This is a genomic window from Propionispora vibrioides, assembly GCF_900110485.1.
Lineage (GTDB): Bacteria > Bacillota > Negativicutes > Propionisporales > Propionisporaceae > Propionispora > Propionispora vibrioides.
The window spans coordinates 1-24,194 of the sequence record NZ_FODY01000027.1; the positions used below are offsets into that span (position 1 = coordinate 1).

Genomic DNA, 24,194 nt, shown 5'->3' on the forward strand with positions numbered 1-24,194 from the left:
ATCGGTCATTGACGAGGCTGCCTCATAGCAAAGGGCGGCTTCCCGACAGCGTCGTTGTACTTCTCCGACGGTGGATCTTGCGCAGCCAACGCTTGCTGCTATTTCGCGCTGACGGTGACCTTTTTCAGTTAGTCGAAGGATTTCTAGTATTCTCACTGGTTCCTCACACCTCATAAATTTCTCCCCTAGCAATGGTCTTTTAGACCATTGTAGAGGGTTTCTTCACGAGGTGGCACCAGTTATTTGGCCGAATGTGCTCGGATTGGTTGGCCGAATAGCTCCGGATTCACTGGCCGAATGTGGCCGGAATCGTTGGTCGAATCACACCGGAATATGCAAAGTGTATTGTATTCGTAATTTTTATGATTAATATAGCTAGTTTTTGCTTCGCATCAGTTGATGAATTCAGTAATCCTTTTAATGATGTTCCGAAAAATCATTGGGCATATGATTCAATTAATAAGCTAATGAAAGATGGGATTGTTGATGGCGAGAATGGCAAATTTAATGGAGATAAAACGATAACTCGCTATGAAATGGCTCAAATTGTGGCTAAAGCAATGACTAAATATGATAAAGCTGATAGTGAAGCAAAGGCCGAAATTAACAGACTGGAGATTGAATTCGCTGGCGAGTTGAAGGATTTAGGAGTACGTCTGAGCGCGGTTGAAAATCAAGTGAGTAATGCCGTACAGATTCATGGAGTGATTAAGAATTATTATGATGATGTACGCGGAAATAGCGGCCCGACCCAAACTAATTTAAAGCAAGATGCCCGCATGTATTTTTCTGGGAAAATTGATGATAATTGGTCATGGGAAGAAGATATAGTATATACTCCTAATCGAAGTTTACCTGGCCCTTTTTTGGACTTCCGCTCTAATTCTAATTCTGGCACTCCGGCAGGTATATCTTCCAACGGTTGTAATATAACTGGAAATCACCTGTTCGGTAATGATTCAAAAGTTGTCTTGGGTTATCAATGGGTTGGACCGATAAATGATAACTGGGTATATAGCATTGGAATGAAAGGGGTAAGGGTAGATTCTAAAATTGGTGCCGTTAATGTAACTGGTGCAGTTGGACAATTTGATGTTCTTTTAGGTAGTGGCGATAGCCGTTACACCACAAGTGATAAAAACTTAGGGCAGGTATATGCTGTCAACGGAAATATTGGTAATACCAGCCTCGGAGCTGCTTACTGGAAGGTTAATGATCAAACTAATCAAATTGATTGGAAAATAACCGAATGGCAAATTAAGCAACCTCTTTCCAATAACGTCTTATTGGATGTGAACGCTGGAAAATCTAATGCAGCCAGTGAAGAGAAGTTTTATGTTGCAAAACTGAGCTATGGCAATGTTAATCCCTATGTTGCAGGCAAGAAAGGTTCTTTAGGATTTTATGTTGATTATCATTCCATTGGTATCAATTCGATATTGGGACCTGATGAAAGTAGTGCATCAGCACTTTATACAGATGCGGTGTCAGGCTCTTCTGGTTCTGGTTTAAAAGGCTTTAGGCTTGGCTGCGAATATGTACCATTAAAAAATGTTTCTTTGACAAGTTATGTAATGCCTAAAAACACGTCAATAAGTAATAGTGATTTAAAGACAACTGTTTTCCGTACTATGTTATTTATCCTGTATTAAGTCAATTAGCAGTCTTAACACAGCCTTCATCGACAGCGTAAGAACTATGGAATTTGATTTAAGGTCCAGGATTTGAGCAAAAATTGCGTTGCACAGAAGTGTTGAAAAGCCGCTAAATTTGTTGATTTAGCGGCTTTTCCCCTGTTTTACTACTATAGAGAGAAAGATAATAAGTAAGCGCCCAATAACAGGACAGATAGAAAAAAGCAAAATCTGTTATAGATGTAACTTTATAACGAGCTATTCAAAGCAGTTGATTTTATTTGCCTCAGAAGATTTAGAAGTGACGAAATCCATGCTTTTTAGAACATAAAAATATAAGGAGGCCTATTGTGAAAAAGATTTTAGAATTTTTAACAGGAACCATTCGAGCAAAACTTATTAGCACTCTTCTCTTAGTTTTTTTAGTGGCTCTAAGCGCGATGGGCGGGCTGAATTACTGGAAGGCAAGAGAAATTATAACGGAATATGTTACTGCGGATATGTTGCAATTGGCGATTAATTCAGCAGTATCAACCGGAGATTGGGTTGATGCTCATAAAATGGAAATGGAGATGGTTGCTTCCAACCCATCGCTTATACAAGCAGAAAATAAAATTCCATATCTTGCTGCAGCAAAAAACACAAACAAAGAGTATGAGTCAGTAGTATTTGTCGATAGCCAAGGAAATTCCATCAGTGATAGCGGTGTAAAAGTAAAGGCGGATGCTTCTTTTTTAAAAGCAATAATGGGAGGTCAAGTTTTTATATCGGATCCAGTAATTTCAAAAGTAACCGGTCGTTTAATCATAGTCATTTCAGTTCCGGTGAAGCAAGGCGAACAAGTTGTGGGGGCAGTGTTTGGTGCTATTAATATGGACGATCTTGAAAAGAAAATTCTGGGCATAAAGGTTGGAAAAACAGGGTATTCTTTTCTTATTCAAAAGGATGGTCTAACCATGATTCATCCTGATAAAAACGTTGCAATGAAAGAAAACTCGTTGACAGATACGAATGCTAATCCTGAGCGTAAAGAAAATGCGGCACGCATGGTAACAGGAGAAACAGGGACTATGCAGTTGAAGATAAGTGGAATTGACAGATATTTTGCTTTTGCCTCTGTACCAGGCACAAGTTGGTCGTTAGGGCTTACCGTGCCTGTGGAAGAAGTATCTAGCACTATCTCAATTTTGACGATTATTGCGGTTGCCGTTATGGTTATGGTTCTATTTATTGTCGGTGCTATTATTTATCAGTTTAGTGGTCGTATTGCGAACCCCATAAATACATTGGAATCTGCTGCTAGAAGGATTGCCAGCGGTGATATTTCAAAGGTCCAGTTGGCTATAAATTCAGATGATGAACTTGGGCGATTAGGACGAAGTTTTGAAGAAATGAGTGGAAATTTACGTGTTTTGGTAAAAGAAACTGTTAAAGTTAGCGAGCTATTGGCTGCTTCATCCGAGGAACTTGCTGCAAGTGCCGAACACTCTTCTCAAGCAGCAAGACAGATTGCCGAATCGATAATAAATGTTGCCGCTGATGCCGCTGAGCAGACAACGGCTGCTGGTGAAGCTGCTTTGGTGGTTGAACAGATGTCTGCAACAGTTCAGCAAGTATCAGTCCAGGCTAGTGAAGTAGCGGACCGGTCGTTTCAGGCATCTAATAAAGCTAAAGCCGGTGGAGAAGCTATTGAAAAAGTTGCCGAACAGATGCATTCTATTTCGACATCATCCCAACTAGTAGCTGGCGCTATTTCTAAACTAAATGAACAATCCTTAAAAATAGGGCAGATCGTCGGTGCTATTTCTGGTATAGCTGGTCAAACAAATCTACTCGCTTTGAATGCAGCTATTGAAGCTGCCCGTGCCGGCCAACAGGGGAAAGGATTTGCTGTAGTGGCTGAGGAAGTAAGAAAGCTAGCAGAAGAATCACAAGATGCCGCTAAACAAATCGCTGAGATTATTGGTGAAATAAAGGTTGATACGAATAAAGCGGTTTCAGCAATAGGTATCAGTATACAGGAAGTACAAAATGGTACTCGGTTAGTTAATAATGCGGGACAGATATTTAGAGAAATTATGAATTTAGTAACTGATGTTGCAACTCAAGTGGATACCATTTCAACAACCATAGAACAAATGGCTGTTGGCAGTCAGAAGATAGTAAGTTCAACAGAAAAAATTGATCTACTCAGTAACAAATCAGCTGGTGAGTCTGAGCAGGTTTCGGCGGTAGCAGAAGAACAGTTGGCATCTACGGAAGAGATTCGTTCGTCCAGTGAGGCGCTGTCTCAATTAGCACAGAGCCTTCAGGCAGCAGTAACAAAGTTTAAGATATAAGGACTTTTTCTTCTGGATAAAGTTCACCTCACCGAAACTTGGAAATTATTAAGACCCGCGAATTTTCGCAGGTCTTTTGCTTTATACAGGGACAAGTAACTCTGACAAACTGACTTTTATTATATTTGGGTAAATGGGTAACCGTAATCATTCACAAGAGAGTCGACTCGACTTGTGGAGAGGAGATTTGGAGTGGGCAAGATGCTCTTTGATTTATTGAACACGAATTTTAGTGAGAAAAAAGTGATACAGCAAATGTGAATTATTTCATTGTTAGGAGATAAAAGGGAATAATTTATTCCTCCAGTAGGTATATTAAACTTTAGTAAAGGTGAATAGAGCTTATGTTTAATTAGATGCTGATAGTATTACATAGTAAGGAGATAAATCGTGAACAAAGAAAATACAATGAGTAATTCGGGAAAACTTACAAAAGAACAGGACTCAACTCTCCAGGGAAGCTTACAAGTGGCTGTTGGTGGTGAGATACACCAAATCGCCGGTGGAGAACATCAGGCGCTTACTACTAACCAGGGCGTTGCGCTTTCCGATAATCAAAACTCGCTCAGAGCCAACCCAAGCGGTCCTACGCTTGGGGAGGATTTTATCCTTAGAGAAAAAATTACCCATTTCGATCACGAGCGTATTCCGGAACGTGTCGTTCACGCGCGGGGTACGGGCGCGCATGGTTTCTTTGAGTTGACTACTTCCCTGAAGCAATACACCACCGCCAGGATTCTCACCGAGGTAGGTGAGAAGACACCCGTGTTTACTCGTTTCTCTACCGTCGCAGGCGGTGCAGGTTCGGTAGATACTCCTCGTGACGTACGAGGTTTTGCTGTCAAGTTTTATACTAAGGAAGGCAACTGGGACCTGGTCGGCAACAACATTCCGGTTTTCTTCATTCAGGATGCCATTAAATTCCCCGATCTCATTCATGCTGTAAAAATGGAACCAGATCGCGGCTTTCCGCAATCGGCAACCGCCCACGACACATTCTGGGATTTTATTTCACTCACGCCTGAATCTATGCATATGGTAATGTGGATCATGTCTGATCGCACAATACCGCGTTCTCTACGAATGATCGAAGGGTTTGGTGTGCATAGCTTCCGGCTGGTTAATGATTCAGGCGAATCGACTTTCGTCAAATTCCACTGGCGTCCCAAACTAGGTTTGCAGTCTACCATTTGGGATGAGACAGTCAAGATTTCCGGTGCGGATCAAGACTTCCACCGGCGCGATATGTTCGATGCCATCACGTCAGGGAATTTTCCTGAGTGGGAATTTGCGGTTCAGCTTTTCACGCAGGAGGAAGCAGATACATTCCCGTTCGATCATCTGGATCCGACTAAGCTGATTCCCGAAGAATTGGTGCCTTTGAAAGTGATTGGACGCATGGTGCTGGATCGTTGGCCGAACAATTTTTTCGCGGAGACAGAACAGATTGCTTTCTGTCCCTCTCATCTCGTACCAGGTATTGATTTCTCCAATGATCCACTATTGCAGGGCCGTTTATTTTCCTATCATGATACACAGCTTTCGCGTTTAGGCACGCCTAATTTTCACCAGATTCCGATAAACGCTCCCAAGTGTCCGTTCTCCAATCAACAACGTGATGGACACATGCAGATGGCGCAACAGGCGGGCCGTGTTGCCTATGAGCCCAATTCCCTGTCTGGTGAATCGCCACGCGAAACACCGACCAACGGTTTCCATAGTGCTGCGGTAACGGAAACAGGCGTGAAAGGCCGCGTCCGTGCTGCAAGCTTTGCTGATCACTACAGTCAAGCGCGGTTATTCTATATCAGCCAAACAGCGTATGAGCAAGCGCATATCGCTTCAGCTTTAGTGTTTGAGCTTTCCAAGGTTGAACATGTTCACGTGCGTGAAGCGATAGTCGGTCATTTGCGACATATTGATGAAGCCCTTGCCCAAAGGGTCGCAGCAGGCCTTGGGTTCGGCAAAATTCCTAATGCGCCGGTGCCCGCAAGGCCCGTGCAGGAGATGCAGCCCTCACCCGCATTGCAGATCATCGGCAAGATGAAAGACACACTCATGGGCCGCACGCTTGGTATTTTGATTACAAATGGTTCAGACGGCGCTGTAATCGATCAGCTTAAAAGGGCGGCAACGAGTGCGGGTGCCACTGTGAAGATTGTCTCTCCCAAAGTGGGAGACGTGAAGCTTGCTTCTGGTCTGATGTTGAGTGCTGACGGACAACTGGCCGGGTGCCCTTCTGTATTATTTGATGCAGTCGCTGTACTTCTCTCTGATGAAGGCGCAAAGGCACTGTCGGTGGAAAGCGCTGCAATCGATTTTGTGCGCGATGCTTTCGGTCATCTTAAAGCAATTGCCGTCGATAAAGGTGGACAGGCACTTTTGAAAATAGCCAATGTGGGACAAGATGCAGGCGTTGTGGATGCTAATGACCAAGCAGCATTTATTGCTGTGGCAAAGACCCGCCAATGGAACCGGGAAAAATCCATTCGGACATTGGCATAAATAGAAAGTCGTAATACTGATCTTAAGTCAAACTAATTGTCGAGAGTATTATCTTCTTATATGCTGGTTATATATTAAATAAGTAGGCAGATTTGCAAGGTCACGGATCGCCTCTGGCAATTAAATCACCGAATGATTAAGAACCTGCTATTTTGTGGGTTCTTTGTTTTTATGTAATGGTCCTCACCTCTACCAAGCAAATCTCTATTTTTTATTTTTGCGATAGAGTAACTTCAAGAGTTTGCATAAGATGAAAGTAGATATAGTATATACGCTATGAGCAGAATTAAGCATACTGTCCTTTTTCTTAGACCTGGGATAACGTGTATCTAAAGTTTCTTTCGTCTACTGGACAAAGCTTCAATGTGTGTGTATAGTATACATTGATTGTATTTTGCCCTTTTACACAGGAAAAGTAGTCAAGCAGTATACCCGAGTATGTAGACGCTTTAGCGGACAGCAATATAACAATATGAGGAGGTTTTAATACATTGAGTATTAATGCAAAACCATACTGTGCAGACCTTTATCAGCGGGTTATAAAGCGAAATGCCAACGAACCTGAGTTTCATCAGGCTGTTAAGGAGGTTCTGGAGTCTTTGATTCCGGTGCTGGAAAAACACCCGGACTATATTGAGCTGGGTATTATGGAAAGCATCGTGGAACCGGAACGTCAGATTATTTTCAGAGTTCCCTGGGTGGATGATGCCGGAAGCGTACACGTGAACCGCGGCTTCCGGGTCCAGTTCAACAGTGCCATCGGCCCCTATAAGGGCGGCCTGCGCTTTCATCCTTCCGTATATATAGGTATTATCAAATTTTTAGGTTTTGAACAGGTTTTTAAGAACTCCTTAACCGGTCTGCCCATTGGCGGTGCTAAAGGCGGTGCTGATTTTGATCCCAAGGGCAAATCCGATATGGAAATCATGCGATTCTGCCAAAGCTTTATGACTGAGCTGTACCGTCATATCGGCCATGATATGGATGTACCGGCCGGCGACATCGGGGTAGGCGCCCGGGAAATCGGCTATTTGTTCGGCCAATACAAAAAAATCAAAAATGCCTATGAAGCCGGTGTTCTAACAGGCAAGGGACTGTCCTACGGCGGAAGCCTGACCAGAAAAGAGGCCACCGGCTACGGCCTGATTTATTTTGTTAACGAAATGATGAAGGCAAGGGGTCTGTCCATTGAAGGAAAAAACGTGCTTATTTCCGGTTCCGGCAATGTGGCCATTTATGCCTTGGAAAAAGTCCGGCAGTACGGCGGCAGGGTTGTGGCCGTAAGCGACTCCGGCGGTTATATCCATGACCCCTGCGGTATTCAGGTTTCCACCCTGAAGCAAATCAAGGAGGTAAACCGCCAAAGAATCTTTGAATACGTAAAATACCATCCTACCGCCACCTATCATGAAGGCTGCTCCGGTATTTGGACCATTCCCTGCGACATCGCTTTGCCCTGTGCAACCCAAAATGAAATTGACGAAAAATCGGCTAACATGCTGGTGGCCAATGGCTGCAAGGTGGTAGGCGAAGGAGCCAATATGCCTACCGACCTGGCAGGTACCAAGGTCTTTCTGGATAACGGCGTGCTTTTTGGACCGGCCAAGGCCGCCAATGCCGGCGGGGTTGCTACCTCAGCCTTGGAAATGTCGCAAAACAGCATGCGCCTTGCCTGGACTTTCGAGGAAGTGGATGCCAGGTTGAAGGATATCATGGTGAACATTTATAAAAACACCAGCCAGGCAGCAGAAGCCTATGGCCTAAAAGACAACCTGGTTGCCGGTGCAAACATCGCCGGGTTCAAAAAAGTAGCGGAAACCATGAAGGCTCATGGTGTAGTATAAGGTTGAGACGGTGAAGACCCGGGCAGCTGCCCGGGTTTTTTAAATAGTCAATTTATAGTGACAGGATTTTACGGTATAACAAAGAAGTGCTATAAGACAAAGAATTTATTTCATGGAGATAGAGAACAATGCTTGAAATCATAGCGACAACAGTTGAGGACGCCAAACGGATAGCGGCTTGCGGTGCCGGCCGGATCGAGCTCATTCGGGATTTGTCCCAAGGGGGGCTTACCCCGGAGCATGGCTTGATAAAGGAAGTAGTGGAGAACGTCAAAATCCCGGTCAATGTAATGATTCGACCCCACGCTAATTCATTCGTCTATACCAGTGCTGAGTTGAAGGCAATGAAAGAAGATATTTTAACGGCCGGACAACTAAAGGCAAACGGTGTGGTTTTTGGGGTTTTGGATGAAAATAATGAGATTTGTGAAAAATCTTTGGTTAAGCTGCTGGAAGCTTGTGCTGGGTTGGCCGTAACGTTCCACCGGGCTATTGATGAACTCGCTGATCCGGTAAAAGGGATAAAAGTGCTGGCTAAATACCCGCAGATCACAACAGTACTAACTTCAGGCGGCAAGGGAAATATCCTGGACAATCTGACAACAATAAAAGACATGCTGGAGAATGCAGCGAAGATTCGCGTTTTGGTAGGCGGCGGGCTGACCTTTGAAAACATCGAACGGGTTATGGCTGAAACTGGAGCGCCCGAATTTCATTTTGGAACGGCGATTCGTGATAACAGTTCCACTTTTGGGGAAATTAATGAAAAGAAACTAACAGCTCTCGTTAAGCTCATGAGTCGGATGAAAAGATGAAGTAGGATTAATCGTAAGGCTAAGGTGATTCTATGATATTCATTACCGGTGATACTCACGGCGGTATCGACATTAAAAAATTTTCGTCCAGCAACTTCCCGGAAGGAAGATCCCTTACGAAAGATGATTATGTGATCGTCTGCGGTGATTTTGGCTGCATATGGGATGGCAGCCGGGAACAGGCGTGGCTGCTCAACTGGTACAAAGATAAACCGTGGACTACCCTGTTCGTAGATGGCAACCACGAGAACTTCGATATGCTGTATGATTTTCCCGTGGAAGAATGGAATGGCGGCAAAACACATAGAATCAACGGGTCAGTGCTCCATCTGATGCGCGGACAGATATTCAGCCTGGCTGGGTTAAAGTTCTTTACTTTTGGCGGAGCCATGTCTACCGATAAGATATTCCGCCAGGAGCATGTTAGCTGGTGGTCGCAGGAGATACCAAGCCGCGAAGAAGAGGCAGCAGCAATTTTTAACCTTACCAAGCATAATTTCGCCATAGATTACATAGTTACGCATACGGCCCCCACAGCCATAGTCGAATTTTTAAACAGATTTGACCGGCTGCGTGATCCCACAAGCGGAATGCTTGATAAGTTCGTCCCTAAACTACAGTTTAAACATTGGTATTTCGGTCATTTCCATACGAGTCAACGAATCAATGATCAATTCACCTGTCTTTATAACGAAATAATCAGGTTGGTATAGCCGGCACCCTTACAGAGGCGCCGGCTATTTTTAATAAACCGGGATGGCAACTGGCCCTCGGCTACTTTAGAACCAGGAGGACTTTCTAGCTAAAAATCACCATTTTGTATGATATCGTGTATTTGATCAAAGAAGTGGTTTGCTGAGATAACACGCAGTTTGACAAAGCTGATAGCAATGGCATAATCTTCTAGCCGCACTAATAAACTGTACTGTACCGATAGGCGGAAGGAGAAATATTGATGTACGACATCGATGAATACCACTGCAAGGTAAACTTACCGTATCCGCCGGTGCGAGTTGATGCGCCCAATATTGCCTATGCCGACGAGATGCTTAGTAACATGGGCGCCGTTATTTCCGAGATGAGTGATGTGACTCGATATTTCTACATTTCCGTGGTAACAGGGCCGCAGTTTCGCTCTATTTCGATATGCTTCCATCAAATCAGCATCGTTGAAATGCATCACCTCAATATATTCGCTGAGCTTGCGCTGCAGCTTGGGGCGGACCCGCGGCTCTGGTGCGGGAGGAACCACAAGCGTTGGTGGTCGCCCTCGTTTATCGGTTACCCGCGTGAAATATGCGCCTTGATAACCGAATCAATCGAAGCGGAAAAAGCGGCCATCCGCAAGTATTCCCGGCAGGCGGATACTATCTGCGATGGGAACATTGTGGCGATCTTAAACCGCATCATACTTGACGAGAAACGCCATCTCCAGATTTTTAGAGAGATGTATGCGCAGTTTCAATGTTTCTAACAAACGAATCTCAGTTTCAATTGGGGCCTGAGATTTTTATAAAATATAGGGAGAGTTGCAAACCGCTTGTGTCTGCTTTCATGACAGACAGGGTGGTTTTTGCTTTTTGCCGGCGGTTTTCTTTACCGCATGAGCCTCGGTGCGAATAGGGCCTGGTAATTTCTTAACCTGATGCAACCGCTTCCGTGAGCGAATTTTGGCAGGATACTTACCGGAAAAGCAGAATATACCAATCATAAGAATAGAGTTTAATCGTTACGATATTTTCCAATATGAGGTCTAAAAAGGGAGGACTGGATGGATGGAAGTACTGAGAGGTCAAGTGGACCATATTGTTTATGCCACTCCGGACTTGAATAGCGGTATGGAACAACTGGGAAAATTACTGGGTATTACAGCCACTCCCGGGGGGCGGCATCCCGGCTGGGGAACTCATAATGCCCTTATTTCTTTGGGACCGGACAGCTATCTGGAAATTATCGGCCCTGATCCGGAAAGTCCTAAACCGGAGCAGCCCCGGCCTTTTCAAATCGACAGTTTATCAGCACCGCGGCTGGTCACCTGGGTAGCTAAAGGCAGTGGGCTTACAGATTTGGTGAACCGGGCAAAACAGCAGGGGATCATGCTGGGCGAGGTCATGGCGATGAGCCGGCACACTCCTGAGGGAGAGCTGCTTTCCTGGCATTTGACCAATCCCATGACGATAGTTGCCGATGGCATTATTCCCACCTTTATTGACTGGGGAACTACAAGGCATCCTGCGCTTGTCGCCGCCCAAGGCGCCTGTCTGGTAAACTTGCGTGCCGAGCATCCGGACGCGGCGAAGGTGACTGATAGTCTGAACGCTCTTGGCCTGGGGCTTCCGCTTGTAGCTGGCACACAGCCTGGACTCATTGCGACCATCGACTGTCCGAAGGGGCGGGTGGAGCTGCGCTAAACAACGTAAACCATTTAAAAGGCGAGCCTGTTGGAGCACCGGGTACTGTTCAGTACCCTAAGGAGTTTAGCTAAACTAGGCTGGTAACCCGACCGGGCTAACAACATTCTTAAAATCATTATAGCATAATGCTTATTGAAAACGATTCTCGATAATGCTACAATATACATGGCGAAAAACGTTGAGTACCCGTGTTTTCAGCATTTGAGATGAGGAAGTGTTAGCAATGTGTATGTCGTGCGATGAAACGTCCCAAATTTTTTCTATTGAAATCGTAACCCAGGAACCTGTTAGCAATAATATGGATTTGTATAAAGAGATTGCCCATCGATTGTTTCAAAACAAGATTATATCACTTATTAACGTTGGTAATAATCGCGCTTATGTAGAAAATGATAAACAAATCTTTGGGTTTGAACTTCATTTAACGAACCGGCAAAACCCGGCGGATGTAACCCTGGCAAATGTTGAGAATGCACTGGAGGGGCTTCTGATGCAGTTCGAAGGGTATTCTGAAATGCAGATAAAACTGAACTAATAGCGTCTAAGCATCCGTCGAAATTGTTTTTGCCAGTATGTGTGTGGTGTTAGGAAACAGGTAAGCTGTCCTCAGGTTGTTATATTACTATGTTTTTTCAAGGGAATGAGAATAGCTCATTATTCCTGTCCTATACCGCTTGACCTGAATATGAGAACAGCATCACTGGAGAAATGAATAATCGAAAGCTTTCTAGGGTTCCGTGGCGCAAAGTCAGTCTGGTCCGAGAGAAAGCGCACAGCAAGCTGTGTACACGGAAGGATAAAAGCCTGGGAGTATTTGCACTCTCAAGGCTTTTTTTGTTTGATAGCAGCGAATGATGTTTTTAAAGTTTATGAATGCATTGACAGAAATGGAGGAATGAATGGTATGTACGACTTAATCATGGAAAACAAATGGGCTATTTTACTCACGCTTGAAGTTTTTGCCTGGTCGGCGACCTTTTTCATGCTATACGTGAGATACAAAATGCAATCGCAGTTTTGGTTTAAGGTAGCATCGGCCATATTAGTACTTACCGGTATTATTCCGCAAGTACTCTTGGGTGTAGTAAATTTTGTTACAACAAAAGAAGTTGACTTATTTACGTTCGTTATTGTGTTATTGATTATTTATGGATTAACCATAGGAAAAAAGCACGTTAAAAAGCTGGATTATTGGGCCCGGAAGAAATTTTCAAGGTAGTTGGCTGCAAATCATAGTGAGAATGGAGGCCGTTCAAAACATGTCGCCTGCTATGGTAAAGTGGGTAAAAATTCCCGTCAGAGGTTATTTATTACCCGCTTTTTGATCAGCGCTAAGCGCCTCCGCAGAAGCCGAATCTTAAAAAACGATCCGCCGATGCTTAGCATTAAGGGCACGGCGGCAGTACGGGGCAATCCGTTGTAACTTGGCATAAATATTGCAAATAATAGTTTTATACGACAATACAGAGAGAGGTGCTTTTATGAGCAATGATTTTCAAGGGCAGCTTCCCCAGCCAAGGGCAGAGAATACTGACAGAATGTATTACTTAGATAATCTTCGGGCATTCGTTATTGTGATGGTTGTTATTATGCACACTTCCATCGGGTATATGGCTAAACCGCCGGAATGGTGGTATGTAATCGATATAAAAAATAATGTACTATTCGATCTTTTGGTAATGGTTGTCGATGTATTTATTATGCCAATTATGTTTTTCGTTGCCGGATATTTTGCGCTGCCTGTACTAATAAAAAAGGGGACAGCAGGATTTTGGCACAGTAAATTTTCCCGGATTGTTGTTCCGTGGGTAGTGGGAGTATTATTTTTTGCACCGCTGATTACCTACTCGATTCCGTTTAGCCGTATGGCTACACCGCCAAGCTATATGTCTTTTTGGGCAGTTTTCTTTCAACCTGCTATTTTTAATCATGCCCAGTATTGGTTTTTGGGCGTTTTAGCCTGGTTCTTTGTCCTGCTTACGGCTGTATATCATTTTTCGCCATCATCCTGCCAGAGGAAGACGTCGCCTTCTTCGCCATCTATAGGAACTTTTTTATTTATTAGCCTAGTGCCGGCCATCGCTTACTTTATTGCCAATCTTTATTTTCAATCAGACGATTGGGCCAGCGTAGCCTATGTAGCCCATATTCAGCCGACACGTATTGGGTTCTATTTATGTTACTTTGGGTTAGGAGTACATGCCTGGCGCAACTTATGGCTTACTAAAGACGGGTATAATCCTGAGTTTGGCCGTTGGTTTTTTGCGTCGGTAGTTATGCTCACCATTTTTATTGCCTACAGAATTACATTTAGTGATACTACGCCATTATTTAAAGCTGGTCACGCGCTGGTACATTCGTGTTTCAATCTAGCGGCTACGTTTGGATTTATCGTACTATTCCGGGATTTCTTTAATAGCGGCGCCTATCTATGGCGCAGGTTTTCGGCTAACTCGTATACTATCTACTATATACATCACTTTATCCTTTTGCCGATGGCCTACCTGGTACAGAAAATAGAAGCCCCGGTGTGGATCAAATTTATTTCGGTGTCTACTCTGGCTGTGGTCTTCTGTTATCTGGTATCAGAATATATCATCGGAAGAGTTATCGAGATGAGCAGAAAAAAGCCGGCTCAAATTCCGGAGCACAGCTCTTAAAACAGGAATCATTAGTCGATCAAAGAACGCGGATATATTGAAAAAGAGTGGGTTTGTTAGGGACTGGAAAGAGAGTGTGTCCGGCGAGTGGCACAGAAATGGCCAGCATATCTTATGCTGGTCATTTTTTTGTGTTAGGAGGCACGTGGTTTGATTGTCACAGGCCTGCGTTTCAAGCTTTAGCAAGCAGGCTAACAGCTTGGAAAACTGCCTCCCTGGTCTCCGCTGGCATTTTTAAAGCATTAGGTTCATAGGATGGACCAAATGGATTGATCGGCGTCCAGGCGGTAGCTAAAACCATGATGGCTGTGAGCAGAAAGCCGGGAGTGAACGTTGTTCCAACCAGCCCGGAAGCTTGCGCCTGCACGACCTCTGTTATTTTTTTCTGTTGGACTAGCGTACGTTCAGCTAAGTTAACGGTATGCTGTTCCAAGCTGTACCAAGCCAGTAAGCGATATAATTCGGGATGGGCTATCGCAAAATCAAATACCTTCACCGCATAACCGGGAAGATCATCGGGTGTGAAGGTGATTTCTTCGTAGACCCGTTGCAAGTTGTTTTGCAGAACAGTGGTAAAGAGCGTCTCTTTATTTTCAAAATAAATATAAATCATATTCTTATTGCAGTTAGCCTTCTTGGCAATACGGTCAACGCGGGCTCCGGCGATGCCATAGGACGAGAATTCTTCCATAGCTGCCTCTAATATTCGTTCTTTGGTTGCTTCAGCGTTTCCCAACCGGGAACCCCTCCTTGTGCTAGTGCTCTGCCAAATTTCAAACTGGAAGATGACGACGGAATTTGGACCGTCAGCAATTTCTGCTTTCCAGGTTGGTGGAGCAATAGTATATTATCCACAATATATCATATGATTATATAATTGACAAACCGGTTAGTTTATTATATATTCTAACTAACTGGTTAGTATTTATGTGATTATAAAATGAAAGGTGGAACTGATATGAAACTATCGGGCAATACAATACTCATTACGGGCGGCGGTTCCGGAATCGGACTGGCTTTTGCTGAACGATTTATACAGAGAGGCAACAAAGTAATCGTTTGCGGACGCCGTGAACAAGTACTGCAAAAAGCCAAAGAAAAATTCCCCGGCATCATTACCCGAAAATGCGATATAGCGATAGAAGCAGAGCGTATCGCCTTATTTAGTTGGGTAACCGGGAATTATCCAGAGATCAATGTATTAGTCAACAACGCAGGAATTCAACAACGGTTCAATGTGCTAAAACCAGATGAAAAGTACGACTGGAGCTATTTCAGTAACGAAATTACAGTCAATCTGGAGGCGCCTGTTCATCTTTCCATGCTGTTTGCGCCCTATTTTGCCAAGAAGGAAGCGGCGGCTATTGTTAATGTGACATCCGGGCTGGCGTTTACACCGCTTGCGATTGCCCCGGTTTACTCGGCTACCAAGTCGGCCCTTCATTCTTATACGATGAGCCTAAGACACCAGCTTTCCGCCACAGCCATAGAAGTGATTGAAGTAGCTCCACCGGCAGTAAATACGGATTTAGCCGGAGCAGGGCTGCATATCCATGGGGAACCGGTAAATGCCTTTGCGGACGGTATTTTCGAGGGCTTGGAAGCAGGTAAAGCGGAAATTGGCTATGGCACTTCCGAAGAACGCTTGCGCATGTCCCGTGATAAAATTGATGAGTACGCCGAAAAAATGTACAACGCAATGAAAGCTTCCATTGAATAAATCTCTATTATTTGTCAAAAAGACCGCTGCTAAAGCGGTCTTTTTGTTTGGAAATCATGTATTTGTATCGTCCGCAATGACCTGATTGATGATGGTATGATAGCGCTTGACCTTCTCTTCCATAAATGCAAGCCTTTTCGTTGCCTCTGTCAACTGCTCCCGGGCAAGCTCCTTGTATTTTAAAATAATTTCATAACGGCGAGGGATGGAAGAATCCCCTTCCAGGTATAGATCAACAAAGTATTTGATATCTTTTATCGACATACCGCAATCCTTAAGATACTTCACCCTTATCAGCCAATTAAGCGACTCTTCGTCAAAAAGGCGATTGTTATATTTGTCGCGTTGTACGTTCGGTACCAAACCTTTGTCGGTATAAAATCTGATGGTATGCTCTGTGAGCTTTATTTTTTGAGCTACTTCTTTGACGGTGTACATAGTTTTAGCCCCTCTTCAAAAAACGTTTGACTTCGTGTTGCTCGAATGCTCTACAGTAAACATAGCACGAAAAGGAGGCGAGATAAAGCCTTCATAAAAATTTGCATAAAAGAATAAAGCAACGCTGTGAAGAAATCCTAGTAATAATAGGTAAAAGCGCGTTCAGCGTCAGGAAGAAGCTTGCCCCTGGCGTATTGGCAAAGGGAGCTTATTGACAAGAAACAGTAAGGAGGTAAATTAATGACGATGCGCATCATCACACTGGAAGAGCATTTTGCCTCACCGGATATTATCGACAGATTTGGCCGGCAGTCCTTTCATAACAAAGATGAGCAACTGTGCGACCTCAACGAACGTCGGATCGCTGAGATGGACGCCGCCGGGATCGATCTGCAGGTGCTTTCGCTAACCTCTCCCGGTACGGAGGCATTAGCCGCAGACGAAGCGGTGAAAATCGCCACCAGTGCCAATGACTTCCTGGCAGCGGCGATAGAACGTCATCCCAGCCGCTTCGCGGGTTTTGCGACCCTGCCGACAGCGGCTCCTGAGCTTGCCGTGGCTGAACTGGAACGGATGGTTTGCCAACATGGTTTCAGGGGGGCGGTGATCAACGGCCACATTCAGGGGCGCTACCTGGACGACGAATTTTTCTGGCCCATTATGGAACGGGCAGAAGCGCTCCAGGTTCCCCTCTACCTGCATCCGGCACCACCGCCGCAGCCGGTAATCGACGCTTACTATACCGGCAACTTCTCAGCGGAGGTGACCCGCAGGCTTTCGACGGCGGGCTGGGGATGGCACATCGAAACTGCTGTCCATATCCTGCGCCTTATTCTCAGCGGAGTATTCGACCGTTATCCCAAGCTGCAGTTCATAATTGGTCATATGGGCGAGGCTCTGCCCTTCATGCTGCCAAGGATCGATCTGGTTATGCAGCCGGAGCTGACTAAGCTGCAGCGCCCGGTGGCGGCCTACCTGAGAGAGAATATCCATTACACGTTCAGCGGTTTCAACTTTACCGCTGCATTCCTTAATCTGTTGTTGGAGGTCGGGGTCGACCGCATTATGTTCTCGGCAGACTATCCCTACGGCTCAATGGAAAGGGGGCGAGCCTTCCTTGCCCAGTTGCCTGTCAGCAGTGCAGACAGGGAAAAGATCGCCCATGGCAATGCCGAACGGCTCTTGCATTTGTGAAGGAGACGCATTCAATAACCTGTTTTCAAGGGAGCAATCTTTCATGATTGCTCTTTTTTTGTGGATAAAATCAAATTGGAAATGAAAGCTGGAGACGTACTAAGGCTTCAACGTATGACGGCGTTGAATAGTCTGGTGAATTATCATGATTGACAGTACTGCAACTATCAGACTCTTTAGAACCGTCCCGGTGAGTTTGTGGTGAGTTTGAAAACAGGGCTATCTGGTGAATATCTATATGTCGAATTATAGATGGTAACACAAGATGCTTTTGTTACATTACAAAAACCATAAACCCTAGAGAATACAAGTAGTTGGAGGCTTTTCAGAACATTAAACGAATGCTCTTTGTTCCCAGTTGTTTTTTCTTTGTTTTTAAAATTAATTTCTAATTATAGAGGATTTCATTATATTTCATCGTAATATGTAAAATAACAAAGGTAAAAACAGGTAACAAAAGCATCTTGTGTTACATTGTAATTTTTTTGCTTAGTCTCAGAAGACATAATTATAGTAGTTAACCAATTGAGAAAAATGGGCTAAGCACTGGTAGTAAAATTTTACAAATGTTAAGGGAGGCTAAGTATGTTATTATGGTTTAGTAATTTTAAGACAGCAGTCAAAATCACAGTACTTATTTCAATTGCCGCAGTATTTATGGCGGGCGTAGGTTATGTCGGGTATTATTATAATGTCAAACTTAGCAATGATTTAGGAAAAATGTATAAAGAAGGTCTGCAGCCCGTTAAATGGCTGAATGCAGCGCGGGGCCAAGCACGTGCTGTAGAAGGAATTATTATTACACTCACTCATCCTGGCCTGAATAAGGCGGAAGAGGCAGCGCAACTGAAAGAAATGGATGCACTTATCGAAGAAACAAACCGGTTGTTAGGAGATTATGAAAAAACGATAACGACAGACGTCGAGAAACAAGAATTTGCCGTGGTAATGGAGACCTTGCAAAAGTGGCGGCAGGAAAGAGCTAAAATCGTTGAACTTGTCCAGGCCGGGAAAAAGGCGGAAGCCTTCGATTATTATACAAAAAATGCCGCTACCCTGATGGATACCCTGAACGATACATTGAAAAAGCTTGCCGATTATAATGAAGAGAAAGCGGAGAAGCTAAATAAGAACGGCGAGGAAGACGCGAAAAATGCCGCCCAGGGAATCATCGGTATAAGCCTGGTGGCCGTGCTGCTGGCAATTGCTGTGGGCTATACGATATCCAGGATGATTACTAAGCCGCTTAGCAGAATGTTGGAAAGTGTGCAAAAGGTTGCGGACGGTGATCTGAGAGTCCCGGCGCTTAGTATGAAATCGAGTGACGAGATAGGCCAATTAGCAGTAGCTTTTGACGCGATGACGATAAATCTCCGGACGGTAGTTAGTCAGGTATCGAAAGCCGCAGAACATGTTGCGGCTTCCTCGGAAGAACTAACTGTCAGCTCCGAACAATCGGCTCAGGCAGCCGATCAAATAGCTTCCTCCATTACAATGGTAGCCAACGGGGCCGATGAGCAATTGTCAGCGGCGAATGAAGCTTCGGCAGTTGTGGAGCAGATGTCGGCCGGTATTCAACAGGTCGCATCCAACACCAATCAAGTTGCCGAGCAATCAGCTCTAGCTGCTGACAGAGCCCAGCAAGGCGGAAAAACCGTTGACAAAGCAGTCAATCAAATGGCCCAGATAGAGGAAACCGTCAATACATCTGCGAGAGTAGTAGGTGAGCTGGGAGAACGATCGAAGGAAATCGGTCAGATTGTGGATACTATTGCAGGTATCGCCAGCCAGACAAATCTTTTGGCACTGAATGCGGCCATTGAGGCGGCAAGGGCAGGGGAGCAGGGACGAGGCTTTGCGGTGGTGGCGGAAGAAGTACGCAAACTGGCTGAACAGTCCCAGGAAGCTGCCAAAAAAATCGCCAGCCTCATTTATGAAATTCAGAGTGAAACGGATAAAGCCGTAGTGGCCATGAATGAAGGAACTAACGAGGTAAGGACCGGGGCCGAGGTAGTTAGTGCCGCCGGCATGGCATTCAGAGAAATTGTTGAACTCGTGTCGCAGACTTCTAGTCAGGTCGGAGAAATTTCAGCCGCTGTACAGGAAATGGCGGGCGGCAGCCAGCAAATTGTAGGGTCAGTCAAAAAAATTGATGTGCTCAGCAAAAAGTCATCGGAGGAAACGCAGTCTGTTTCAGCGGCAGCCGAGGAGCAGTTAGCGTCTGTGGAGGAAATCTCTTCTGCTAGTCAGACATTGGCCAAGCTGGCGCAAGAGCTTCAGGAGCAAGTTAGCAAGTTTCACGTATAATTAAGTAAGAGTAAGCAGGGCTACGGAAGATGCAAATTCCATAGCCCTGCTGTTTTATAGTAGCCGTTATTTTTTAATATATGGGATAGAGGATGATTCAATTAACTTCAACCACCTCCAGTGCTTCTTTAAACAATGTAACACCTGACATAGTGTTATCATATTATGTTAATAGGTTACCCAGAATTTTATATGGAGGTGATTGGTTAATGTATCATGATAGCGATGATGACGATATGCTTAGTTGCTTCTCGATGAGCAGTTGCCAGTCCTGTTTCTCGATGGGGAGCTGCCATTCCTGTCATTCTTGTCATTCCTGCCACTCTTGTCATTCTTGTCAGTCCTGCCATTCTTGCCAGTCCTGTCACTCTTGTCAGTCCTGCCATTCTTGCCAGTCCTGTCATTCCTGTCAATCCTGCCATTCTTGTCAGTCCTGTCATTCCTGTCAGTCTTGCCATTCTTGCCAGTCCTGTCATTCTTGTCACTCTTGTCATTCCTGCCATTCTTGCCACTGCTGCCGTTCTATGAATCCGGGGAAGTGATGCCAATCCGATAAGCTTTTACGTTGACAAGGTATAATGTTGCTCCTTACTAAAAAACAAAAGCCAAAGCATTCAGCTTTGGCTTTTTGTGTATTTAAATCAGCTTCTTGAGATCGTTTTGATCTATTGTGCTGGCAGCGTACCGCTCTTTGAGTATTTTGAAGACCTGCTCCATCGGTGGATAGAGACACTGACTGGAAAATTGGCAGTTCTCGCAATTCCAGCAATTTAATTGTCCTTGGTAACTAAGGATTTCCGCTGGTGAGTTGAATTCAGCCACAACCCCCTGAATTACCTCCATTGGATAGAACACGCTTAGTGTGCTCACGGCGTCCTTTTCCGTCAGTCCTTTAATCTTGGTCGCCAGAAAATCCCGTACGCACTTATAATAAGTTATCACTTGGCGTTGCGGATTAGCGTGTTGGGTATAATCCCAAAATTTTGTGAAACTCTCATAGGCTTTATTGGTATCGCCTTTCCAGCAGTTCAGGGCAGTGACAAACAAGTCGGCATTGCTGTAATACCACGGAAACGCTTTACTCCGTACCGGCAGATTGATTAGATCCATGACCGAAGCCCCAGGCGAATAGTTCATGTTTTGCAAAAAGTCGATAATTGTGGCGGCACCGGTGTCGTCGAGACAGTCGATGTTTCGGACAAGTCTCTTGAAGGTGTTGAAAGCAGCATAATTGGTAATGGGCCTTAGGTCATCAAATTCCTCGATTTCACTCAAGCCGGGAACGATTATATGATAACTCGGAAAGCCCAGGAACGAAACATCCCGTACATATGTCTCGCAGCCCAATTGAGCCAAGCGGTCGACCATATAAGCCAGCATTTCTTTGTTTGTGGTTATCGTGATTTCTTCGAACCCGTTGAATGGATAACTGAAGTTATGGCTGAAAAATTCCGTAGGATAAATCCCTGAGCCGGTTACGAGTATGCCCATGTAGTTTTCCGGGTCGTCCGCCGGGCTGCGGAAGGAGAACTCCTTGACCCCCATCATCCATTTTATATCCTGTCCCTGAAGAAGTTCGGTCAATGTCCTTTCTGCGGCAATTTCAAATTTGGGATGAGCGCCAAACTTCACAAAATAACTCTGATCATTCTTATTTACCAGGACAACCCCGACAACCGGCAGCTTTTGTCCCAGCGAGCAGTCTTTAAGGATAACTTCAAAATTGCCGCTTTTTTCAAGTGCGGTAATCATCGCCTCAATCTTGGGGAATTTCACGATATAATCCCACGGGATAGTGGGCGGTACTATTCTCTCCCTAAGAATTCTCTTGTTGGCGTAGCGTTCCATGATTTCCGATATACCCTGCACCAAAGCCTCTTCAGGCGAGTTGCCGGCGCACATGCCGTTCGACATATACATCATCGAGGCCATTTTTACCGGGATATGGGAAATACGTTTGCTGTTAAGATTGCAATAGGGTAGAGCGATAAAATCGGCGGGTATCTGCTCATAAGACATGGTCTGCCAATTTTTCAGAAGTTCCCGTTTGTCCAGCGAAGAGTTGGCTCTGGACAATTGGGTTTTGATCCAATCTTCGTCACTGGCAAGGAACTCATCAATACTCATCGGTTTCTCGTCAGGGGCGTAATAAAAGTCCAGGTATTCCATGATCTGGGGCTTTACATCCAAACTTAGTCTGTAGTAGCAGAGATTTTGCAAGCGTTCCATCATCTCGCCGTAGGCGCTGGCCAGGGCGAATTCGACCGAAGTTCCTTTTCCATTGGTCAGTAGATCGGTATTGTCGATCACCACGCTCACCGAATAAAAACCATTCACCGAATTTTTCCATGAGCTTTCTACTGTTAGAAGGCCCACCTCACCAAGAATATCTCTTATTCTGTTAATGGTTTTGATGGGCATTTCATCCTTGTACTTCATATCTGTTGAATCCATGCATTGCACCTCGCACCATAACATTTTACGCTGAAGGAAAATAATTTTTCCAGTTCCTTTTAATATATGACCATGCATCATAGTTTGTGATTGCAAGGAACCATGGCTTTGTGACTCTTAGAAGTATAAAGAATATAAAGAGTTCCTTTAAACAGAACGTCCAAGACATGGATGTCTTGGACGTTCTGTTGCATATGCAAGTTTAGCCTATGGGCGTTTGGCTTTAACCAGCTCCATGGCTTCTTTGCCGCTCATGTGATCAATAGCAAGCTCGATCATGCGAACCGCGTTAAACTCTTTCTCAATTTCCTGCAAGCGGCCCTGTTCATGGTCAGGGGAATATCTGGCTGCTAATATTTCCAGGGCGCTTCTTTTTTCGGCCTCATCCTCCAGAATACGGGCTTTGCCAAACACAATAACACTGCGAAAGTAACTGGTATATTCCTCCGGCACTACCTGATCCTGATCAATCACGCAAAAGGAAACCTTTTCGTGCCTGGCAATGGCGTCCAGCTTATGACCTGATCTGGCGCAATGAAAGTAAATCTTATTGTCATGATATACATAACTAAGCGGCACCGCATAGGGATAATCATCGTCCCCGGCTACAGCCAACACACCTGACGTGCCACGCTGCAGCACTTGTATAGTTTCCTCTACGGATAAAACCTGTTTTTTGCGACGCATTTCTCTAAACACCAAAACAACCTCATTTCTCAGTAAAATAATAAAACGCCTCACATTCATTCCTTCAAAGGCCTAACGGAATGAATAAAAGACGTTTACCCGGCGGCAAATTTAATACATGGTTAGTATAACCTAGTTGAATTAATAAGTAAAGGTAAGACCATCTAGAGCATATTTCGACTCTTTGGAACTATCTCTGGGATTATTTTAAATAGGACAATAAACACCTGTCCATGCCTCTTTGGCATGCCAAGTGTAAGAACCTTGCTCGCCTGTTAAAAAAAATAGCTATCCTATCGACAACGCTCCCAAGCCAATGACCATCGCGCTTGCGCCGATGACACGAATCTTTATATTTCCTTCTGATAGCAGTCTGGCTCCCAGTGCAGTGCCGATTAGAATGCTGATTTCTCTCGCTGGCGCGATATAACTTACAGGACTGAATACCATAACCGTTAAAACCAGGATATACGCCAGGGGGCATAAAATAGCCACACTGATAGCCTCGATCTTGTGACTGGCCCATTGGTTTTTTACTTTGTCCCAATTTTTAAACGCATAGGGGGTTAAGAGAAATACCCGACCTAAGTTTGCCGACCAATCAAGCAGTAAAGGTGGTAGCAGAAAGGTGCTGACCGCCAATTTGTCCGAGAGCGTATAGCCGGCAATCATAGTGCCGCAGAGAATAGCGAATATCATTGATTTGCGGGCGGCAGGTTCCGCCAGCGTAAAGGGATTTCCCGTGATTACAACAATCCCCAAGCCAATCAATACTGTTCCCACAAGCGCTACTGCGGAAGGATGTTCGCCTAACACTACAATGGCTGCAATCGTTGAAAGCATAGGACCCGTACCGCGAGCGAGCGGATAGATGACCGAAAGATCACCAAGCCGATAGCCTTTGTTCAACAGGATAAAATATAAAGAATGCAATATGGCGCTGCCTAACATAAACCCGAATTGATGCCAGCCGATAATTGGCTTTTGTACGATGATTATCCATAAAGCTAACGGGAAATAGAGCAAAGTGGAAAGAGCGGCGAAGAGCCAAATAAAGGCTGTACCGCCGCCGGCCTTTTTGGATAAATAATTCCAGGTAGCATGACCGAAGGCGGCAATCAGGATAAGAACAATAGCCGATCCTGTCACATAATCCCTCCAATAAAAATAGTCATTTGCTATT

20 protein-coding genes and 1 riboswitch are annotated in these 24,194 nt (G+C 44.7%); of the genes, 14 read left to right on the forward strand and 6 right to left on the reverse strand.

The genetic code is table 11. The features are described from left to right. Nucleotides 1-299 precede the first annotated feature (299 nt). The 11 genes from BMW43_RS17210 (at nucleotide 300) to BMW43_RS17260 (ending at nucleotide 14,211) form a co-directional block, all read left to right on the forward strand. A complete protein-coding gene (locus tag BMW43_RS17210) occupies nucleotides 300-1,652 on the forward strand; it encodes an S-layer homology domain-containing protein (protein WP_143050653.1) in 1,353 nt (450 codons plus the stop codon). Between the two features lie 332 nt (nucleotides 1,653-1,984). Further along, entirely contained in the window at nucleotides 1,985-3,973 is a 1,989-nt protein-coding gene (locus BMW43_RS17215; protein WP_091750568.1) for a methyl-accepting chemotaxis protein, read from the forward strand. A gap of 390 nt (nucleotides 3,974-4,363) precedes the next feature. Beyond that, nucleotides 4,364-6,478, forward strand: a complete 2,115-nt coding sequence (locus BMW43_RS17220; protein ID WP_245732569.1) for a catalase — start codon at nucleotides 4,364-4,366, stop codon at nucleotides 6,476-6,478. 497 nt (nucleotides 6,479-6,975) lie between these two features. Beyond that, nucleotides 6,976-8,322 (forward strand): NADP-specific glutamate dehydrogenase, encoded by a 1,347-nt coding sequence (gdhA, locus tag BMW43_RS17225; RefSeq protein ID WP_091750720.1) that lies wholly within the window; start codon nucleotides 6,976-6,978, stop codon nucleotides 8,320-8,322. A 128-nt stretch (nucleotides 8,323-8,450) separates the two neighbouring features. Then, nucleotides 8,451-9,137 (forward strand): copper homeostasis protein CutC, encoded by a 687-nt coding sequence (locus tag BMW43_RS17230; RefSeq protein WP_091750570.1) that lies wholly within the window; start codon nucleotides 8,451-8,453, stop codon nucleotides 9,135-9,137. A 32-nt stretch (nucleotides 9,138-9,169) separates the two neighbouring features. After that, on the forward strand, nucleotides 9,170-9,850 hold the full coding sequence (locus BMW43_RS17235) for a metallophosphoesterase family protein (RefSeq protein ID WP_091750572.1): 681 nt from the start codon (nucleotides 9,170-9,172) through the stop codon (nucleotides 9,848-9,850). Nucleotides 9,851-10,092: 242 nt separating this feature from the next. Next, nucleotides 10,093-10,611, forward strand: a complete 519-nt coding sequence (locus BMW43_RS17240; RefSeq protein WP_091750575.1) for a ferritin-like domain-containing protein — start codon at nucleotides 10,093-10,095, stop codon at nucleotides 10,609-10,611. Nucleotides 10,612-10,912: 301 nt separating this feature from the next. Beyond that, complete coding sequence (locus BMW43_RS17245; protein WP_091750576.1) at nucleotides 10,913-11,548, forward strand: VOC family protein; 636 nt, start codon at nucleotides 10,913-10,915, stop codon at nucleotides 11,546-11,548. Nucleotides 11,549-11,774: 226 nt separating this feature from the next. Beyond that, a complete protein-coding gene (locus BMW43_RS17250) occupies nucleotides 11,775-12,086 on the forward strand; it encodes a hypothetical protein (RefSeq protein WP_091750579.1) in 312 nt (103 codons plus the stop codon). Between the two features lie 181 nt (nucleotides 12,087-12,267). Then, nucleotides 12,268-12,364, forward strand: a riboswitch (guanidine-I (ykkC/yxkD leader). 91 nt (nucleotides 12,365-12,455) lie between these two features. Next, nucleotides 12,456-12,770, forward strand: a complete 315-nt coding sequence (locus tag BMW43_RS17255; protein ID WP_091750582.1) for a hypothetical protein — start codon at nucleotides 12,456-12,458, stop codon at nucleotides 12,768-12,770. Between the two features lie 217 nt (nucleotides 12,771-12,987). Next, nucleotides 12,988-14,211, forward strand: a complete 1,224-nt coding sequence (locus BMW43_RS17260; protein WP_245732570.1) for an acyltransferase family protein — start codon at nucleotides 12,988-12,990, stop codon at nucleotides 14,209-14,211. Between the two features lie 172 nt (nucleotides 14,212-14,383). Here the strand turns inward: BMW43_RS17260 and BMW43_RS17265 are convergent, their stop codons facing one another. After that, nucleotides 14,384-14,947: a TetR/AcrR family transcriptional regulator gene (locus tag BMW43_RS17265; protein WP_091750588.1), complete on the reverse strand. Its 564-nt coding sequence runs from the start codon at nucleotides 14,945-14,947 to the stop codon at nucleotides 14,384-14,386. A 222-nt stretch (nucleotides 14,948-15,169) separates the two neighbouring features. Between BMW43_RS17265 and BMW43_RS17270 the strand changes: the two genes are divergently transcribed. Next, a complete protein-coding gene (locus BMW43_RS17270; RefSeq protein WP_091750592.1) occupies nucleotides 15,170-15,931 on the forward strand; it encodes an SDR family oxidoreductase in 762 nt (253 codons plus the stop codon). Nucleotides 15,932-15,985: 54 nt separating this feature from the next. Here BMW43_RS17270 and BMW43_RS17275 read toward each other — a convergent pair whose 3' ends face one another. Next, the gene (locus BMW43_RS17275; protein WP_091750595.1) at nucleotides 15,986-16,369 is read right to left on the reverse strand and encodes a MerR family transcriptional regulator; all 384 of its coding nucleotides are present in this window, start codon (nucleotides 16,367-16,369) and stop codon (nucleotides 15,986-15,988) included. A 240-nt stretch (nucleotides 16,370-16,609) separates the two neighbouring features. Here BMW43_RS17275 and BMW43_RS17280 point away from each other — a divergent pair, with 240 nt between their 5' ends. Both BMW43_RS17280 and BMW43_RS17285 read left to right on the forward strand, forming a co-directional pair. After that, a complete protein-coding gene (locus tag BMW43_RS17280; protein ID WP_218140719.1) occupies nucleotides 16,610-17,563 on the forward strand; it encodes an amidohydrolase family protein in 954 nt (317 codons plus the stop codon). A gap of 585 nt (nucleotides 17,564-18,148) precedes the next feature. Continuing rightward, the gene (locus tag BMW43_RS17285; protein ID WP_091750598.1) at nucleotides 18,149-19,870 is read left to right on the forward strand and encodes a methyl-accepting chemotaxis protein; all 1,722 of its coding nucleotides are present in this window, start codon (nucleotides 18,149-18,151) and stop codon (nucleotides 19,868-19,870) included. A 206-nt stretch (nucleotides 19,871-20,076) separates the two neighbouring features. Here BMW43_RS17285 and BMW43_RS17290 read toward each other — a convergent pair whose 3' ends face one another. From BMW43_RS17290 to BMW43_RS17305, 4 genes are all read right to left on the reverse strand, one after another. Continuing rightward, on the reverse strand, nucleotides 20,077-20,373 hold the full coding sequence (locus BMW43_RS17290) for a hypothetical protein (protein WP_143050654.1): 297 nt from the start codon (nucleotides 20,371-20,373) through the stop codon (nucleotides 20,077-20,079). Between the two features lie 133 nt (nucleotides 20,374-20,506). Further along, nucleotides 20,507-22,324 carry a YcaO-like family protein gene (locus tag BMW43_RS17295; protein WP_177173656.1) on the reverse strand — a complete coding sequence of 606 codons (1,818 nt, stop codon included), beginning with the start codon at nucleotides 22,322-22,324 and terminating at the stop codon, nucleotides 20,507-20,509. Nucleotides 22,325-22,531: 207 nt separating this feature from the next. Next, nucleotides 22,532-23,023, reverse strand: a complete 492-nt coding sequence (locus BMW43_RS17300) for a pyridoxamine 5'-phosphate oxidase family protein (protein ID WP_091750727.1) — start codon at nucleotides 23,021-23,023, stop codon at nucleotides 22,532-22,534. Between the two features lie 276 nt (nucleotides 23,024-23,299). Then, a complete protein-coding gene (locus BMW43_RS17305; protein WP_091750607.1) occupies nucleotides 23,300-24,160 on the reverse strand; it encodes an EamA family transporter in 861 nt (286 codons plus the stop codon). Between the last annotated feature and the right edge of the window lie 34 nt (nucleotides 24,161-24,194).